Annotated in this window: 19 protein-coding genes, 1 tRNA gene and 1 pseudogene; 7 read left to right on the top strand and 14 right to left on the bottom strand. The window is 53.8% G+C overall.

The window, feature by feature from the left end:
* Positions 1-74: pseudogene (locus HMPREF2608_RS11305) on the top strand (IS1595 family transposase); the annotation flags it as partial.
* Between the two features lie 20 nt (positions 75-94).
* On the opposite strand, the gene HMPREF2608_RS01585 reads toward HMPREF2608_RS11305, so the two are convergent.
* Positions 95-478, bottom strand: a complete 384-nt coding sequence (locus HMPREF2608_RS01585; RefSeq protein ID WP_004518967.1) for a hypothetical protein — start codon at positions 476-478, stop codon at positions 95-97.
* 207 nt (positions 479-685) lie between these two features.
* Between HMPREF2608_RS01585 and thiE the strand changes: the two genes are divergently transcribed.
* The 4 genes from thiE to HMPREF2608_RS01565 are packed head-to-tail and all read left to right on the top strand — an operon-like array spanning position 686 to position 2735.
* Entirely contained in the window at positions 686-1303 is a 618-nt protein-coding gene (gene thiE / locus HMPREF2608_RS01580; RefSeq protein ID WP_070825755.1) for a thiamine phosphate synthase, read from the top strand.
* Positions 1304-1345: 42 nt separating this feature from the next.
* Positions 1346-1540 (top strand): sulfur carrier protein ThiS, encoded by a 195-nt coding sequence (gene thiS / locus HMPREF2608_RS01575; RefSeq protein WP_049332241.1) that lies wholly within the window; start codon positions 1346-1348, stop codon positions 1538-1540.
* A 58-nt stretch (positions 1541-1598) separates the two neighbouring features.
* Positions 1599-1892 carry a YciI family protein gene (locus HMPREF2608_RS01570; protein WP_070825754.1) on the top strand — a complete coding sequence of 98 codons (294 nt, stop codon included), beginning with the start codon at positions 1599-1601 and terminating at the stop codon, positions 1890-1892.
* A 54-nt stretch (positions 1893-1946) separates the two neighbouring features.
* Positions 1947-2735, top strand: a complete 789-nt coding sequence (locus HMPREF2608_RS01565) for a thiazole synthase (RefSeq protein WP_063068399.1) — start codon at positions 1947-1949, stop codon at positions 2733-2735.
* A gap of 71 nt (positions 2736-2806) precedes the next feature.
* On the opposite strand, the gene HMPREF2608_RS01560 is transcribed toward HMPREF2608_RS01565, so the two are convergent.
* From HMPREF2608_RS01560 to HMPREF2608_RS01520, 10 genes are all read right to left on the bottom strand, one after another.
* Positions 2807-3574: a uracil-DNA glycosylase family protein gene (locus tag HMPREF2608_RS01560; protein ID WP_070825753.1), complete on the bottom strand. Its 768-nt coding sequence runs from the start codon at positions 3572-3574 to the stop codon at positions 2807-2809.
* Positions 3568-4011, bottom strand: a complete 444-nt coding sequence (gene rimI, locus HMPREF2608_RS01555; RefSeq protein WP_070825752.1) for a ribosomal protein S18-alanine N-acetyltransferase — start codon at positions 4009-4011, stop codon at positions 3568-3570. Before rimI ends, HMPREF2608_RS01560 begins: the two co-directional genes overlap by 7 nt.
* Positions 4008-4682, bottom strand: coding sequence for a tRNA (adenosine(37)-N6)-threonylcarbamoyltransferase complex dimerization subunit type 1 TsaB (tsaB, locus tag HMPREF2608_RS01550; protein ID WP_070825756.1), 675 nt, complete (start codon positions 4680-4682; stop codon positions 4008-4010). The genes rimI and tsaB overlap by 4 nt, the downstream gene beginning before the upstream one ends.
* A 162-nt stretch (positions 4683-4844) precedes the next feature.
* On the bottom strand, positions 4845-5519 hold the full coding sequence (locus HMPREF2608_RS01545) for a glutathione S-transferase family protein (protein ID WP_070825751.1): 675 nt from the start codon (positions 5517-5519) through the stop codon (positions 4845-4847).
* Positions 5520-5527: 8 nt separating this feature from the next.
* Positions 5528-5923 carry a DarG family dialkylresorcinol biosynthesis protein gene (locus HMPREF2608_RS01540; RefSeq protein ID WP_070825750.1) on the bottom strand — a complete coding sequence of 132 codons (396 nt, stop codon included), beginning with the start codon at positions 5921-5923 and terminating at the stop codon, positions 5528-5530.
* Positions 5924-7090, bottom strand: coding sequence for a beta-ketoacyl-ACP synthase III (locus HMPREF2608_RS01535; RefSeq protein WP_070825749.1), 1167 nt, complete (start codon positions 7088-7090; stop codon positions 5924-5926).
* A gap of 19 nt (positions 7091-7109) precedes the next feature.
* A complete protein-coding gene (locus HMPREF2608_RS01530; RefSeq protein WP_070825748.1) occupies positions 7110-7355 on the bottom strand; it encodes a GNAT family N-acetyltransferase in 246 nt (81 codons plus the stop codon).
* Between the two features lie 34 nt (positions 7356-7389).
* Positions 7390-8298 (bottom strand): hypothetical protein, encoded by a 909-nt coding sequence (locus tag HMPREF2608_RS01525; protein ID WP_070825747.1) that lies wholly within the window; start codon positions 8296-8298, stop codon positions 7390-7392.
* Between the two features lie 102 nt (positions 8299-8400).
* On the bottom strand, positions 8401-8598 hold the full coding sequence (locus HMPREF2608_RS11300) for a hypothetical protein (RefSeq protein ID WP_141761449.1): 198 nt from the start codon (positions 8596-8598) through the stop codon (positions 8401-8403).
* Between the two features lie 9 nt (positions 8599-8607).
* Positions 8608-8683 (bottom strand) — tRNA-Phe (locus HMPREF2608_RS01520).
* A gap of 204 nt (positions 8684-8887) precedes the next feature.
* Here HMPREF2608_RS01520 and HMPREF2608_RS01515 point away from each other — a divergent pair.
* Positions 8888-9448: a hypothetical protein gene (locus HMPREF2608_RS01515; protein WP_070825746.1), complete on the top strand. Its 561-nt coding sequence runs from the start codon at positions 8888-8890 to the stop codon at positions 9446-9448.
* Between the two features lie 46 nt (positions 9449-9494).
* Here the strand turns inward: HMPREF2608_RS01515 and coaD are convergent, their stop codons facing one another.
* From coaD to HMPREF2608_RS01500, 3 genes are all read right to left on the bottom strand, one after another.
* Positions 9495-10007: a pantetheine-phosphate adenylyltransferase gene (gene coaD, locus HMPREF2608_RS01510; protein WP_070825745.1), complete on the bottom strand. Its 513-nt coding sequence runs from the start codon at positions 10005-10007 to the stop codon at positions 9495-9497.
* A gap of 107 nt (positions 10008-10114) precedes the next feature.
* The gene (locus tag HMPREF2608_RS01505) at positions 10115-10801 is read right to left on the bottom strand and encodes a Bax inhibitor-1 family protein (protein ID WP_070825744.1); all 687 of its coding nucleotides are present in this window, start codon (positions 10799-10801) and stop codon (positions 10115-10117) included.
* A gap of 163 nt (positions 10802-10964) precedes the next feature.
* Positions 10965-11240 carry an oxidative damage protection protein gene (locus HMPREF2608_RS01500; protein ID WP_003682648.1) on the bottom strand — a complete coding sequence of 92 codons (276 nt, stop codon included), beginning with the start codon at positions 11238-11240 and terminating at the stop codon, positions 10965-10967.
* Positions 11241-11368: 128 nt separating this feature from the next.
* Between HMPREF2608_RS01500 and glnE the strand changes: the two genes are divergently transcribed.
* Positions 11369-14053, top strand: a complete 2685-nt coding sequence (glnE, locus tag HMPREF2608_RS01495) for a bifunctional [glutamate--ammonia ligase]-adenylyl-L-tyrosine phosphorylase/[glutamate--ammonia-ligase] adenylyltransferase (protein ID WP_070825743.1) — start codon at positions 11369-11371, stop codon at positions 14051-14053.
* The last annotated feature ends 141 nt before the right edge of the window (positions 14054-14194 follow it).

The raw sequence follows: 14194 nt of genomic DNA, 5'->3' as shown, positions 1-14194 counted from the left end.
AATGCGAATTTCGATTTAACTTCGGCACACCGTCTCAACAGCTTAAAATCCTGCGAGATTGGTGTGGAATTTAGGGCTAATCTACGTCAGCCCCTTAGTTTTTGATGACGTTTACGGCGTAATGGGCAGTAGTGTTACGGCGGGCTTGGGCGCGCATCATATAGACCTGCACTTTATATTTGCCCGATTGGGTAGCGATACCGTCAAATTTATCGCCTTGTGCCGAACCGTTAAATACGGCTTCATCGTCTTTGGGTGCCCATACGTTGAAATAGGCGTTAGGGCTGCCGGTTTTACTGATGCGCAGGCGGTCGCCCTTGCGTACGGAGAACAAATGCTCGGCGGTTTGATAGCCGGTGATTTTGCCGGAAAAACGCTGCTTGGTTTGTTTGTGTGCCGAAGCTGGTTTTGAAGCTTCCGCTTTAGGCGTGGCGGCATTTGAATAAGTGGTAAACAGTAAGGGAAGGGCGGCTAACAAGAGAAATTTTTTTCATGGGTTGGGTCTCCGAATGTGGGGCGCCAATATGGCACTCATTTTGATAACCCATCAGTATGTTCATATTTTTATAAAGCCAAAGCCGAATAGGGCAATATTCATTTTTTCAATCAGGCCGTCTGAAAACAAATATTATTCAGACGGCCTTTTCTGATAATATAACAACGAATTATTCCTTTCGGAGCCGTTATGACCTTCCCGCCACTCAAATCTCCCCTGAAATTTTACGCCGTTGTTCCCACTGCTGACTGGGCCGAGCGCATGGTCAAAGCAGGTGCCGACACGGTGCAACTGCGCTGCAAAACCCTGCACGGCGATGAATTGAAATGCGAAATCGCCCGCTGCGTCGCCGCCTGTCAGGGCAGCCGTACGCAGCTTTTCATCAACGACCACTGGCGCGAGGCAATAGAAGCGGGCGCATACGGCGTACATCTCGGACAGGAAGACATGGACACCGCCGACCTTGCCGCCATCGCCGCCGCCGGTTTGCGCTTGGGTTTGAGTACGCACTCCGTCACCGAACTCGACCGCGCCCTATCCGTACACCCCAGCTATGTCGCCAGCGGTGCGATTTTCCCGACCACGACCAAACAAATGCCCACCGCCCCGCAAGGTTTGGACAAACTGCGCGAATACGTCAGACAGGCGCGTGGCACGCCCGTCGTTGCCATCGGCGGCATCGATTTAAACAACGCCGAAGATGTGCTGGCAACCGGCGTTTCCTCCCTCGCCGTCGTCCGCGCCGTTACCGAAGCGGAAAATCCCGAAGCCGTGGTTAAAGCGTTTCAGGCTTTGTGGAATGAATAAAGCCGTCTAAAAATAAGAAGTCTGACAAGAGGAGCAAACGTCATGAAGATTATATTGAATAATGAAGCCATCACATTAAACGGCACAACCATCGCCGACCTTATCGCCCAAACCGCGCCGCAAAAACCGTTTGCCGTTGCCGTCAATACCCAGTTTGTCGCCAAAGGCGCATATGCGGAAACGGTTTTGAACGAAAACGATAAAGTGGACATCGTGCGGCCGGTAGTCGGCGGTTAGGCGGTTTTACTGCGCGTATATCTGCGCTATTGGTTTAATGCTGAGAAAAGGAAGAGAAATGTTTATCGTATCGTTGGAATATATGAAAGATTTGAGTGCGGTTGAAACCTACCTATCTGAGCATATTGCGTATCTCGAACAGTATTATCAAGCAGGTGTATTTGTTATGTCTGGACGCAAACAGCCGCGGACAGGCGGCGTTATCCTGATGAAAGCATCATGCAGGGAGCAGGTGGAAAAGTTAATTGCAGAAGACCCGTTTCACCGAGAAGGCGTAGCGAAATACACGATTACCGAGTTTATTCCGACTAAGGTCGCCGAAGGACTTGAAAACTATTTGGAAACTATCTGAACCGATTTTTCAGAAGGCTATTGCCTCAAAAATAATATTACAAAGGAATCCATCATGTTTACCCTATATGGAGAAACTTTCCCTTCACGGCTGCTGCTCGGTACGGCTGCATATCCGACGCCGGAAATCCTCAAGCAGTCTGTTCAAATCGCGCAACCGGCGATGATTACCGTTTCGTTACGCCGCGCCGGCAGCGGCGGCGAAGCGCACGGGCAGGGCTTTTGGTCGTTGTTGGAAGAAATGGGCGTGCCTGTGTTGCCCAATACCGCAGGCTGCCAAAGTGTGCAGGAAGCCGTAACCACTGCGCAAATGGCGCGCGAAGTGTTTGAGACCGATTGGATCAAGCTCGAACTTATCGGCGATGATGACACGTTGCAGCCGGATGTGTTCCAGCTCGTCGAAGCGGCGGAAATCCTGATTAAAGATGGTTTTAAGGTGCTGCCTTATTGCACTGAAGACCTGATTGCCTGTCGCCGACTGCTCGACGCAGGCTGTCAGGCGTTGATGCCGTGGGCGGCGCCGATTGGCACAGGTTTGGGCGCGGTTCATGCTTATGCGCTGAAAGTCCTGCGCGAACGCCTGCCCGACACGCCGTTGATTATTGACGCGGGTTTGGGTTTGCCTTCGCAGGCGGCACAAGTGATGGAATGGGGTTTTGACGGCGTGTTGCTGAATACCGCCGTTTCCCGTAGCGGCGATCCGGTCAATATGGCACGCGCTTTTGCGCTTGCGGTCGAGTCGGGCCGTCTGGCTTATGAGGCGGAACCTGTGGAGGCGCGTGAGAAAGCGCGCGCCAGTACGCCGACGGTGGGTCAGCCTTTTTGGCATTCGGCGGAATATTGAAAAACATTAGGGCGTGTCGGACACGCCCTTTTTTGTCGGTGGAAAACCTGATTTCAGATTGAACAGAATGTTCAGACGGCCTTGGCCAAAAGCTGTTTCAATGGCTTTAAGATTTGCCATGCCTGAGCTTTGAGTTGCGGCTGCATCAGCAGGCGGGCGGGATGGGGAATGACGAAATGCGGCCGCTCTGCGCACAATTCGTTCATCAGCCCGATCATGTCGGGGCTGTCGAAGATTTTGCCGAGAAACAATACTGCGCGCGCTTGCGAAGCAGTCAGCTCGTTTTGCATTTCAGCAAGCTCGGCGCGGATGTGTTCGGCATCGGGCAGGGCGGTGAACACGGGCGCGGTTTTGACCCATGCGGTTTTATGCGCCTGCTCGGGCTTGAGGCCAATGGCGGCGAGGATGTTGTCGAGAAGCGTGCCGACGTCGCCGCTAAACAGCGTACCGTGCAGGCTGTCTTCGGTGGACGGGCAAATGCTGACCACCATGATTTCAGACGGCCTGATGGTTACGTCAAGGCGGGGCAGATTGTCTGAATGCGCGGCTTTTTCTGTTTTTGCCGGTGTTTCGACAATGGCTTTGGGTGCCGCTTCGGGAACGCGGACAGCCGGTTTGGCCGTTTGCGCAGTAGCGATGGCGGCAGTGCGTGCCTGATGGGCGCCTGCGGATAAAGTACGCACGGCTTGCGCGGTATCGGCAGCAATGGTTTTGGGGCGGACGGGTGCGGCTGATGCTGCGGCTTGAGGCGCGGCATGGATGATTTTGGCGTTTTGGTTCAGCCACATCGGGCCCAAGCCCAAGGCTTCGTGCAGGTGCAGGTAGCGGCTGCTTAACATGATTTCTCCATCAATACGGCATCTTCGCTGCCACCATCGGGCAGGGCGTAGTAGCTTTTGCGGCGGCCGCAGGTTTGGAAGCCGTGTTTGCGGTAGAGCTGTTGCGCGGTTTCATTGCTTGCACGGACTTCGAGCAGTAATCGGGTTGCGCCTTGCTGTTGCACTGCGTTTTGCCAGTGTTGCAGCAGGGCGGACGCAATGCCTTGGCGGCGGTATTTGGGCGCTACGGCAATCAGGTGCAGCTCGGATTCGTTAAACACGGTTTGCCACACGATAAAGCCGGTAATTTGGTGGTCGGTCTGGCTGAGCCAAACGCTGTCGGGATGGTGTTGAACCGCCGATTCAAACTGCTGTGCCGTCCACGACGAAGGATTGCCTTGTGCGTCGATGGCGGCAAGGGTGGGGCAGTCGGCAAGTAAGGCTGGGCGCAGGTTCACGGTTTGGCCTTTTGTTGGGCTTGCTCTTGCGCGGTCAGGGCAATTTTGTTGCGGACGTAGAGCAGCTCGGCATGCGCCGCGTCAGTAGTAAGATAGCGGCCGCTGCGGGCAAGTTTAAGATAGTCGGCGGCGGTCGGCATATCGGCTTGACCGTCAAAAGGCGGTTTGTCGGCGAGGGCAAAGGCATTGCCGATACCGCCGCTAGGCGTTTTGCCTTCGGGCGCGGTAATAGCGGCGGCTTTGCCAACCGTGTAATCGCTCAAGCGGACGTGGTTTTGCGTATCAAACCATGCGTAGAACACTTCGCCCATACGCGCATCGGTGGCCGCCAGTACGTAGCTGGATGGCGGCAGCAGCGAAGCGGCGGCATCGAGGCAGGGAATGCCGATCATGGGCGTGTCAAACGGCGTGGCCAAGCCTTGTGCAACCGCTGCGCCGATACGCAGGCCGGTAAATGCGCCGGGGCCTTGTGCATAAACGATGCAGCCCAAATCGGCGGCTGTGATGCCTGCTTCTTTAAAGAGGCGTTCGATTTGCGGCAGGATTTGTTCGGATTGCTTGGTGCCGACGTTTTCGTGAAACAGGCGGATTTCGCCTTGATGTTCCAATGCGATGGACAAAAAGGATGTGCTGGTGTCGATGGCAAGAGTCGGGCGGTTGTCGGTTGGCATGGTGTTATTTTTTAAAAGGATATGGGTTGCCATTATAGTGGAATGGCGAGGGGGAACAAAGCACTCGGGCGGCGCGTTGGTAAAAACGCCGTTTGCTGCAAAGCTATTCGATAAGTGAACCAAGGTTTCAGGCCGTCTGAAAACGTTTCAGACGGCCTTGTTTTATTTGTCGAGTTTCAATAAAGGCGAACCTGCTTTTTCAACGGTGCGGCGGTAGGCTTCATGCGCCTCGATGCGCTGCAAATAAGCGCGGATATTGGGGTAGTAGGTAAAATCGAAGCGGTCGGCCGCGGCTTGCAGCGGATAGCTCATCATGATGTCGGCACCGCTTAGGCTGTTGCCGAGCAACCATTCGCGGTTTTCCAGCTCGCTGTCAATATGGGCAAGATGCAGGGCGGCTTGCGGATGGATAAAGCTGCTTTTGACGCTGCCGCTGATTTTACGGGCAATCGGTTTGACGAAAAACGGCATGGGCGCGCTTTCAATCCGGCGGAACACCAGTCCGAGCAGCAATAACGGCATTAGCGAACCTTCGGCATAATGCAGCCAGCGTTGATATTGCCAGTATTCGCGACTGCCGCGTTCGGGCATCAGACGGCCGTCGCCGTAGGTTTGAATCAGGTAGTCGGTAATCGCGCCGCTTTCCGCCAAGATAAAGCCGTCATCATCCAACAAGGGCGATTTGCCCAAGGGATGGATGGCTTTGAGTTCGTCAGGGGCGAGCAAAGTGTCAGGATGACGGCGGTAGGTTTGCAGGCGGTAGGGCATACCGAGGATTTCAAGCAGCCAAACAATGCGCAGGGCGCGGGATTGGTTAAGCGAATGTAGGGTAATCATGAGAGGCTTTAAATATCGGTTTGTTTGAGGTCGTCTATGCTGATTTGGCAGGCATCAGCGTATTTTTGCAGGGTTTTGACCGGTAGTTTGGCGAACACTTCGGGGCGGAAATGCCGACGAAGCTGCCATTTCCATACACCTGCCGCCATGGCCAAGCCGGTTTCATCATAACGGCAGCGGAACATATGGTAGTACAGCGGCGAATATTCGCCTTTTTCGACGGTTTCGCGCGCGGCCTGCGTTTGGGCATCGAGTTCGCACACCGCCATTTCGGTGGCGTAGGCTTCATCCTGCCAACCGTTGCTGGTGGCCGCTTCGTAGTGGCCGTCGCGGGTGCCGTAGATAACTTTGCGGTGGCCGTGGTAGCTGGCGCTGTTGTCTTGAGGGATGTCGTCAATCTTCATTCAGACGGCCTTTACTACTTCCAAAAGCATGAAACATGTTGAAAAGCGTCCGCTTTCCGGAACGTAACACAGGATTTTTTGGCCGTGTTCGATGGGAAAGGTGCGCAGAAATTCTTCAAGGATGATGTAAATCGAGGCCGAACCCGTGTTGCCTTTGCTGTGCAGATTGGTAAACCATTTTTCCTGCGGAATGTCGAAGCCGATGTTTTTCAGGCCGTCTGAAAGGCGGTCGCGGAAGAAGCCGGAAGAGTAGTGGGGTAGAAACCAATCGATTTCTTCGGCGCGGATGCCGTGTTTGGCGGCGATTTGGGAGAGGGGTTTTTCCACCGTATAGCGGACGATGTTTTCATTCAGCAGTTTGACGTCCTGCTTGACCGCCATCAGGCTGTGGCGGCGGCCGTAATCGGCATCGGCGTGTTTCCAGCCTTCAAATACGCCGTCGCGGAATTCTGCGCCGGCATACATGCAGGGCGGCATTTCGTTGGCGTAGGAAAGCAGGTCTATCCAATGGATTTTCAGGCTGAGGCCGTCTGAATTGGGGCGGTCGGACAGATACACCGCGCCTGCGCCGTCAGACAGCATCCAGCGCAAAAAGTCTTTTTCAAACCCGATTTCGGGGGAAGCGTTTTCCAGTTTTTTATGGTCGGTTTCGCTTTGAAACACTTCGCCGCGCATGACCGCCGAGGCGTTTTCGGAAGCAACGGAAACTGCATGTGCGTGTTCGCCGGTACGCACAGCGTTGTAGGCGTGTTTCATCGCCGCCATACCTGCCGCGCATACGCCTGCCATGCTGAACACTTCGCAAGGCGGCATATCCAGCAAACCATGCACCATCACGCCGTGTCCGGGCATGGTTTGGTCAGGGTAGGAAGTGGCGCAGGCCAGACTGCCGATGGCTTCTGCAGGAACGCCTTGGGCAAACAGGCCGTTGACCGCTTCGGCAGCCAATTCAGCATTGGTGTGCGTCGTGCGGCGGCTTTTAGGATCGATGGCGTAGTGGCGCGACAAAATGCCGTTGGAACGCAAAATCATACGGCGCACGCGTGAAGGCACATCGCCTGCCATGCCGAGGACGGCTTCCATTTCGTCATTGCCGACAGGGGCATTGGGCAAAAAGGCAGAAACGCGGTTGAGATAAACGTCTTTGAGTGTGTTATTCGATGTCATGATGTGTTTGTCAAAATAATCAACCGATAAACCGCGCCGCGTAGTCGCAGCTTGCAGTCAACGGGATGTGGTGTGTTTCGGCGTACTCCATCAGCGTGCTCACCAGCAGTTTGGCAATGCCGCGATGACGGAAGTTGGGCGAGACCACGGTATGGTTTATGTCCCAGCCGCCGTTGTGTTCGGTATAGCTGATGTAGCCTGCTTCCAAACCGTCAATATCGATTTGAAAACGACGGCGTTCGGGGTAGTAGATAACTTCGGGCATGATGGATTCCTAGTTTGAGGCCGTCTGAAACGTATCATCTTCCTGACGGTTGTTCATAATAGTCCGCCAGTTTTTTCAGACGGCCTTTGAGCAGCGGATGCAGCAGTTTTTTTAAAATTACGCTGACGGGCAAAACCACCAAAATCATCGCCAATAAAAAGATGATGTAGAAGCACAGCAGCGCACGGCGCAAGAGCGGAGAAATACGGCCTGCCGCCATCAAAAGCTTGCCCCAGACGAAGAAGCTGCGGCCGGCGGCGCGTTCGCTGAAAATCAGTTTTTCATTGACTGTCACTGCGCCCATGTTTTGAAACAGGGTTTCGTCCAAAGGCTGTTGGTTCAACAGTGCATCGCGTAATTTCGTACCAAACCGAGCCGCATCCGCCAATTCTTCTTCAGCAATGCCGGCAGAGGGCAGGGAGCGGAAATAGCGTTTGTCGCCGGTCAGCATCCATGCGGGCGTAGTAATGAAACTTGCCGCGCTGTTGCAGTCATCGATTTTTACGATGTTGCCGATGAGTTTGGCGCCGTTTTGTTTCAGTAAAGATTTCATTTTTTCCTGCGCGCCCAGCCACATATTGCGGCAGCCAATAAGCGTGATGACCGGTTTGCCGTCCAGCAGGCGGCGCGTTTCTTCGCGTTGCAAAAAGGCGGTAATCGGTTGCGAAGGAGAGAGGAACCAAACGGTGTAGGCAATGACCACCGCATCGTAATCTTCGGATGGAATTTGCGGCGGCAGAATCGGGGCGGGTTTTAAATGGACGGTTTCCGGAAAGGTATCGAAAAAACGCCAAAACGGCCACGGAAACGGAAACGCCTGCTCCGGTACGATATTGACGCAATCGACCTGTACGCCGGCTGTTTGCAACGGTACGGCAAAATTCTGCGCCAGGCTGGAGAGCTGCCCCGTTTGCGAGTAATGCACAATCAGCACTTTTTTCATTATCTTCCCTGCAATGAGTAAGTTATGGTTGGTTTGGACGGTATTATATAGTAAACCGACCTGCCTTGAACTTTATTCATATTCAGTATGTTCGCGAAGGTTTCAGCCGATTCGGATGGAAGCGCCGTATTCTGTCGGAATGGGGTGGTAAGGCGGATTTTTATGCCATGCCAACATGAACAACGGCCGTCTGAAATTTTTCAGACGGCCTTGTGTGGAAATCGGGACGCATGGTCCGGAACGGGATTTGCGCTTAAAGCATGCGTGCAAATCGTATAGATAAAAAAATAACCGCTTCAATGCGGTTGGTGGTGGCCAGAGGCGGAATCGAACCGCCGACACACGGATTTTCAATCCGTTGCTCTACCAACTGAGCTATCTGGCCTTCGCGTGTTTCGTTGCGAGATGTGAATTAAACCAAATTTCGTTGCCTTGTGCAAGCGTTTGTAGGCTTTATTTTTGAGGGGGTAAATTAAGATTTTGTTTTGTATTGAATTATTTTTCGTTTTAATTGGTGGGTTTTAGGTTTGCCGGTTTGATTTTCAGACGGCCTAAGATACAATCGGCTTTTTTGCTTTGGATTTATGCCATGCTGTATATGTTTGTTCGTGATATGTGGGATGTTTTGCGTTTGCGCTATCGTTCGCCGGAGACGTATTTGTATTCGCCTTTGGTGATGGCGGCGGTGCTGCTGCTGTTGGGTGTGGTGAACGCGGCCAGCATGTCGCCTTTGTTTGGCAGTGGCGCGGCGGCGGTGTGTCTGTCGGTGATTTTGGTAATTGTGAAATGGTTGGTGTTGAGCCGCTCGATGCGCAAGGTGCTGCATTCTTACGGTGCGCCCCGGCTGCCTTTGTGGGGCTTTATTTTGGTGTCTGAGGCTTTGCTGCTGCCGCTGTTGCTGGTGTTGTATGTGCCGGCGTTGGCTGTGTTTGCGCTGTTGTGGCAGGCTTGGGTTTTTGTGGTGCAGGTACGCGGTTTGATGTGGATGGGGAATGCAACGGTAGGCCGTGTTTTGGTGGGTTATGTGTTGTATGGTATCGGGGTGCTGTGCGTGGGTACGGTGATTTTGATGCTGTTTATTGCCGCCGGTTGGTTGGATATGGAAACGTTGAATCAAAACCTGCAGGCGTTGACGTCTGCCCGTAAATAATCAATGAAAATTGGAAGGCCGTCTGAACATTTCAGACGGCCTTTGTTTATGCGTTTGTTTCGTGGTCTTGCAGGATTTTTTGATAGACGGGGTCGGGGAGGTAGCGGCCTATCATGTCGCGCCAGCCTTGGGGGCCGACCAGGCCTTTGACCATGGTGGAGGATACTTCGGCTATTTCGCGCGGCGGCATCAGGAAGACGGTGGAGATTTCGGGGGCGATGTCGCTGTTGATGTAGCGCATCGAGCGTTCGTATTCGTAGTCGGCGGCGGAACGGATGCCGCGGACGATGAAATTGGCCTTGGCTTCGCGGGCGTAATCGACCAAAAAGCGGTTTTCAAACACGCTGATGCGGACGTTGGGGAAGGGGTGGGTAATGGCATCTAGCATGGCGCGGCGTTCTTCTATGGTGTAGGTGCTGCGCTTTTCGGGATTGGTGCCGATGGCGACGATGAGTTCGTCAAAGAGGGATTGGGCTTCCTGTATCATCCACAGGTGGCCGAGGGTGGGTGGGTCGAAGCTGCCTGCGTACACGGCACGGCGCGGAGTGGTCGTGGTCATTTTGGGTTGGGAATGGGGTTTGTGTGGCGTTCAGGATAGGGGAGTTTGCCGGTGATGTCAAAAATCAAAAAGGCCGTCTGAAATTTCAGACGGCCTTTGCGGCTTGATCAGTCGTCACCGCTGAGAGAGATGAGGATTCTCAAGAGGCTGCTGAAAATGTTGTAGATGGAGATGAAGATGGTCAGCGCTGCGCTGATGTGGCTGTCTTCGCCGCCATCGATAACGGTACGTACCTGCCACATAATCATCAGGGAGCTGAAGACAACGAAGCCGACAGCAATGGTCAGGCTCAGGGCAGGGATTTTGAGTAAGAGGTTGGCCACAACGGCAATCATGAGCACGATGGCGCCGGCGCCGAGGAAGCTGCCGAGTTTGTTCATGTTCATTGTGGTGCGGCGCGCCATGGCGGACATGGTGAAGAATACACCGGCGGTCATGGCGGCGGCCGTACCGACGATTTGCGCGCCGTTGTTAATCGCCAGGGCGTATTGCAGCATAGGGCTGATGGCAAGGCCCATGCCGAAAGTGAAGATCATCAACAGGGCGATGCCGACGTTGCTGTAACGGTTTTTCTCGATCAGGGAGGTCATGCCGTAGAAGAAGCCGAAGAAGGCGGCCAGGGCAACATAATATGAACCGAACATGGCGAAAATGTTAAAGCCTGTTTTGGCGGAAAAGAACGCGCCGGCAATGGCAGGAATGAAAGACAGGCCGAGCAGGCGGTAGGTTTTTTGCAGGACAGTATTTTTGGCAACCGAGCCTTGCGAGGTATAGTCGTAAACGTCGTTTTGCATGGCGTTTGCTCCAGTGTGGATTGAAATGAATGAAATTTGGATTTTAACAGAGAATCATGGGTTTGTATGATTTATCTGTTCTATTTGCCTAATATGCGGGGCAATCGGGAATTTTAAAGGCCGTCTGAAAATCGGGTTTCAGACGGCCTTGGCTTTTCAATGCTTATTTAGGCTCTTGCGGAACGTAGCCTTGTACGGCATCTGCGCCGTCGCCGAAGAAGTATTGTTCCATTTGCTGTGCGAGGTATTCGCGCGCGCGTGGATCGGCAAGGCTTAGGCGGTTTTCGTTGATGAGCATGGTTTGGTGGCGGGTCCAAGCCATCCATGCTTCTTGGGAAACGTTTTCAAAAATGCGTTTGCCCAATTCGTTGGGCAGCGGCGGAAATTTCATGCCTTCGGCTTCTTTGCCGAGTTTGACGCAGTGAACCATACGGGTCATGGCGGTTTCCTTATGTGGGGTTGCAAAGGTTGGTATTTTAGCCGATTGCACGGATAGGGGAAAGCGTGGGTTTAAGACGGCCTGAAACCTTGCTATGATGGTTTTTTCTGTTTATTCAGGCAAAGATTATGAACCGCCTCGATACTGCCCGCCGTTATTCCCTTTTTCTCGCCCGCCAGCTCGACAACGGCAAACTCAAGCCCGAAATTTTCCTGCCCATGTTGGACAAGGTGTTGACCGAAGCTGATTTCCAAGCCTTTGCCGACTGGGACAAAATCCGCGCGGAAGAAAACGAGGAAGAATTGGCGCGGCAGTTGCGCGAGTTGCGCCGTTATGTGGTGTCGCAGATTATCGTGCGCGATATAAACCGCATCAGCGATTTGAACGAAGTGACCCGTACGATTACGCTGTTTGCCGATTTTGCCGTCAATACCGCATTAGACTTTGCCTACGCCTATTATCAGGACATGTACGGCACGCCGATCGGGCGTTATACGAAATCGCCGCAACATTTGAGCGTAGTAGCGATGGGCAAGGCGGGCGGCTATGAGTTGAACGTGTCTTCCGACATTGATTTGATTTTTATCTACCCCGAATCGGGCGATACCGACGGCAGGCGCGAACGGGGCAATCAGGAATTTTTCACCAAAGTCGGGCAGAAACTGATTGCGCTGCTGAATGACATCACCGCCGACGGGCAGGTGTTCCGCGTCGATATGCGGCTGCGGCCGGACGGCGATTCGGGCGCGCTGGTGTTGAGTGAAACCGCGCTGGAGCAATATTTAATTACGCAGGGTCGCGAATGGGAACGCTATGCGTGGTGCAAAGGCCGCGTGGTTACGCCGCATCCGAACGACATCAAAGCGCTGGTACGCCCCTTTGTGTTCCGCAAATATCTGGATTACAGCGCGTATGAAGCAATGCGTACCCTGCACCGCCAAATCCGCAGCGAAGTCAGCAAAAAGGGCATGGCGGACAACATCAAACTCGGCGCAGGCGGCATCCGCGAAGTTGAATTTATCGCCCAGATTTTCCAGATGATACGCGGCGGGCAAATGCGCGCGCTGCAACTGAAAGGCACGCAGGAAACGCTGAAGAAACTTGCCGAGCTGGGCATCATGCCGTCTGAAAACGTCGAAATCCTGCTGGCTGCCTACCGATTCCTGCGCGACGTCGAACACCGCCTGCAATACTGGGACGACCAACAAACCCAAACCCTGCCCACTTCGCTCGAACAGCAACAACTGCTCGCCGAAAGCATGGGTTTCGACAGCTATGCCGCCTTTTCGGACGGCCTCAATGTTCATCGGAACAAAGTCAATCGGTTGTTCAACGAAATCTTGAGCGAACCCGAAGAGCAAACGCAAAGCAACAGCGAATGGCAATGGGCATGGCAGGAAAAGCCCGATGAAGAAGAACGGCAAGGTCGTCTGAAAGAATATGGGTTTGATGCCGAAACCATCGCCACACGGCTCGACCAAATCCGCAACGGCCATAAATACCGCCACCTTTCTGCACACGCCCAGCCGCGTTTTGACGCGATTGTGCCGTTATTGGTACAGGCGGCGGCAGCGCAACCCAATCCGACCGATACATTAATGCGGCTGTTTGACTTTCTCGAAAACATCAGCCGCCGCTCCGCCTATCTTGCTTTCCTCAACGAACATCCGCAGACCTTGGCGCATCTGGCACAAATCATGAGCCAAAGTTCATGGGTAGCGGCGTATCTGAGCAAATATCCGATTCTGCTGGACGAACTCATCAGCGCACAGCTTTTGGATACCACGTTTGACTGGTCGGCCCTTGCCGCCGCACTTTCAAACGACCTCAAAGCCTGCGGCGGCGATACTGAAGCGCAAATGGACACATTGCGCCATTTCCAACACGCCCAAGTCTTCCGCCTCGCCGTTCAAGACCTTGCCGGATTGTGGACGGTTGAATCACTTTCCGACCAGCTTTCCGCCTTGGCCGACACCATCCTCGCCGCCGCCGTGCCGTGCGCGTGGGCGGATATGCCCAAAAAACACCGCGACACGCCGCAATTTGCCATCATCGGCTACGGCAAACTGGGCGGTAAAGAGCTCAGCTATTCCTCCGACCTCGACTTGGTCTATCTTTATGACGACCCTCATCCCGATGCAGGCGACGTGTACAGCCGCCTTGCCCGCCGCCTAACCAACTGGCTTTCCGCCGCCACCGGCGCAGGCAGCCTCTACGAAACCGACCTGCGCCTGCGCCCCAACGGCGACGCAGGTTTCCTCGCCCACAGCATCGCTGCCTTTGAAAAATATCAGCGCGAAAACGCATGGACATGGGAACACCAATCCCTTACCCGCGCCCGTTTTATCTGCGGTACGCCTGATGTTCAGACGGCCTTCGACCGCATCCGCACCGAAATGCTGACCGCCGAACGCGACCAAACCGTTTTAGCAGGCGAAATCATCGAAATGCGCGAAAAAATGTTCCCCACCCATCCGCCTGCCGACAGCAACGTCAAATACGCGCGCGGCGGCGTGGTCGATGTTGAATTTATCGTCCAATATCTCATCCTTGCCCATGCCCGTCAGTATCCGCAACTCTTGGATAACTACGGCAACATCGCCCTGTTGAACATCGCCGCCGACTGCGGCCTCATCGACAAAACCCTCGCCGAACAAAGCCGCACCGCCTACCGCTTCTACCGCCAGCAGCAACACAACACCAAACTGCGCGATGCCAAAAAAACCGAAGTGACGGAAGAATTGCTGACCCATTACGGCAATGTGCGAAAACTGTGGCAGGAAGTATTCGGAGCAGAAGTGAAGTTCGGATAAACAGGCGGACGTATTCAGCGTCAAAGCCTGCACGGCAACACAATTTACTGCCACGACAAATTCACTCTAAATAGTAGGTTTTATGTAAGGAAGATATTTTTATAAAAGCTGAGACCTTTGCAAAAAAGCCCTTCCTTCGAC

Source organism: Neisseria sp. HMSC064D07 (genome assembly GCF_001837185.1).
GTDB lineage: Bacteria > Pseudomonadota > Gammaproteobacteria > Burkholderiales > Neisseriaceae > Neisseria > Neisseria flavescens_C.
Note: the sequence above shows the minus strand (reverse complement) of the source record. Positions and strands in the feature narration are given on the sequence as shown.

What these genes read in the sequence shown, in the direction of transcription:
- HMPREF2608_RS01535 (WP_070825749.1), bottom strand. Translation starts at nt 7,090, where the DNA reads ATGACATCGAATAACACACTCAAAGACGTTTATCTCAACCGCGTTTCT.
- HMPREF2608_RS01570 (WP_070825754.1), top strand. Translation starts at nt 1,599, where the DNA reads ATGTTTATCGTATCGTTGGAATATATGAAAGATTTGAGTGCGGTTGAA.
- HMPREF2608_RS01540 (WP_070825750.1), bottom strand. Translation starts at nt 5,923, where the DNA reads ATGAAGATTGACGACATCCCTCAAGACAACAGCGCCAGCTACCACGGC.
- HMPREF2608_RS01560 (WP_070825753.1), bottom strand. Translation starts at nt 3,574, where the DNA reads ATGTTAAGCAGCCGCTACCTGCACCTGCACGAAGCCTTGGGCTTGGGC.
- tsaB (WP_070825756.1), bottom strand. Translation starts at nt 4,682, where the DNA reads ATGCCAACCGACAACCGCCCGACTCTTGCCATCGACACCAGCACATCC.
- thiS (WP_049332241.1), top strand. Translation starts at nt 1,346, where the DNA reads ATGAAGATTATATTGAATAATGAAGCCATCACATTAAACGGCACAACC.
- HMPREF2608_RS01530 (WP_070825748.1), bottom strand. Translation starts at nt 7,355, where the DNA reads ATGCCCGAAGTTATCTACTACCCCGAACGCCGTCGTTTTCAAATCGAT.
- HMPREF2608_RS01545 (WP_070825751.1), bottom strand. Translation starts at nt 5,519, where the DNA reads ATGATTACCCTACATTCGCTTAACCAATCCCGCGCCCTGCGCATTGTT.
- HMPREF2608_RS01500 (WP_003682648.1), bottom strand. Translation starts at nt 11,240, where the DNA reads ATGACCCGTATGGTTCACTGCGTCAAACTCGGCAAAGAAGCCGAAGGC.
- thiE (WP_070825755.1), top strand. Translation starts at nt 686, where the DNA reads ATGACCTTCCCGCCACTCAAATCTCCCCTGAAATTTTACGCCGTTGTT.
- glnE (WP_070825743.1), top strand. Translation starts at nt 11,369, where the DNA reads ATGAACCGCCTCGATACTGCCCGCCGTTATTCCCTTTTTCTCGCCCGC.
- HMPREF2608_RS01565 (WP_063068399.1), top strand. Translation starts at nt 1,947, where the DNA reads ATGTTTACCCTATATGGAGAAACTTTCCCTTCACGGCTGCTGCTCGGT.
- HMPREF2608_RS01505 (WP_070825744.1), bottom strand. Translation starts at nt 10,801, where the DNA reads ATGCAAAACGACGTTTACGACTATACCTCGCAAGGCTCGGTTGCCAAA.
- coaD (WP_070825745.1), bottom strand. Translation starts at nt 10,007, where the DNA reads ATGACCACGACCACTCCGCGCCGTGCCGTGTACGCAGGCAGCTTCGAC.
- HMPREF2608_RS01525 (WP_070825747.1), bottom strand. Translation starts at nt 8,298, where the DNA reads ATGAAAAAAGTGCTGATTGTGCATTACTCGCAAACGGGGCAGCTCTCC.
- HMPREF2608_RS01515 (WP_070825746.1), top strand. Translation starts at nt 8,888, where the DNA reads ATGCTGTATATGTTTGTTCGTGATATGTGGGATGTTTTGCGTTTGCGC.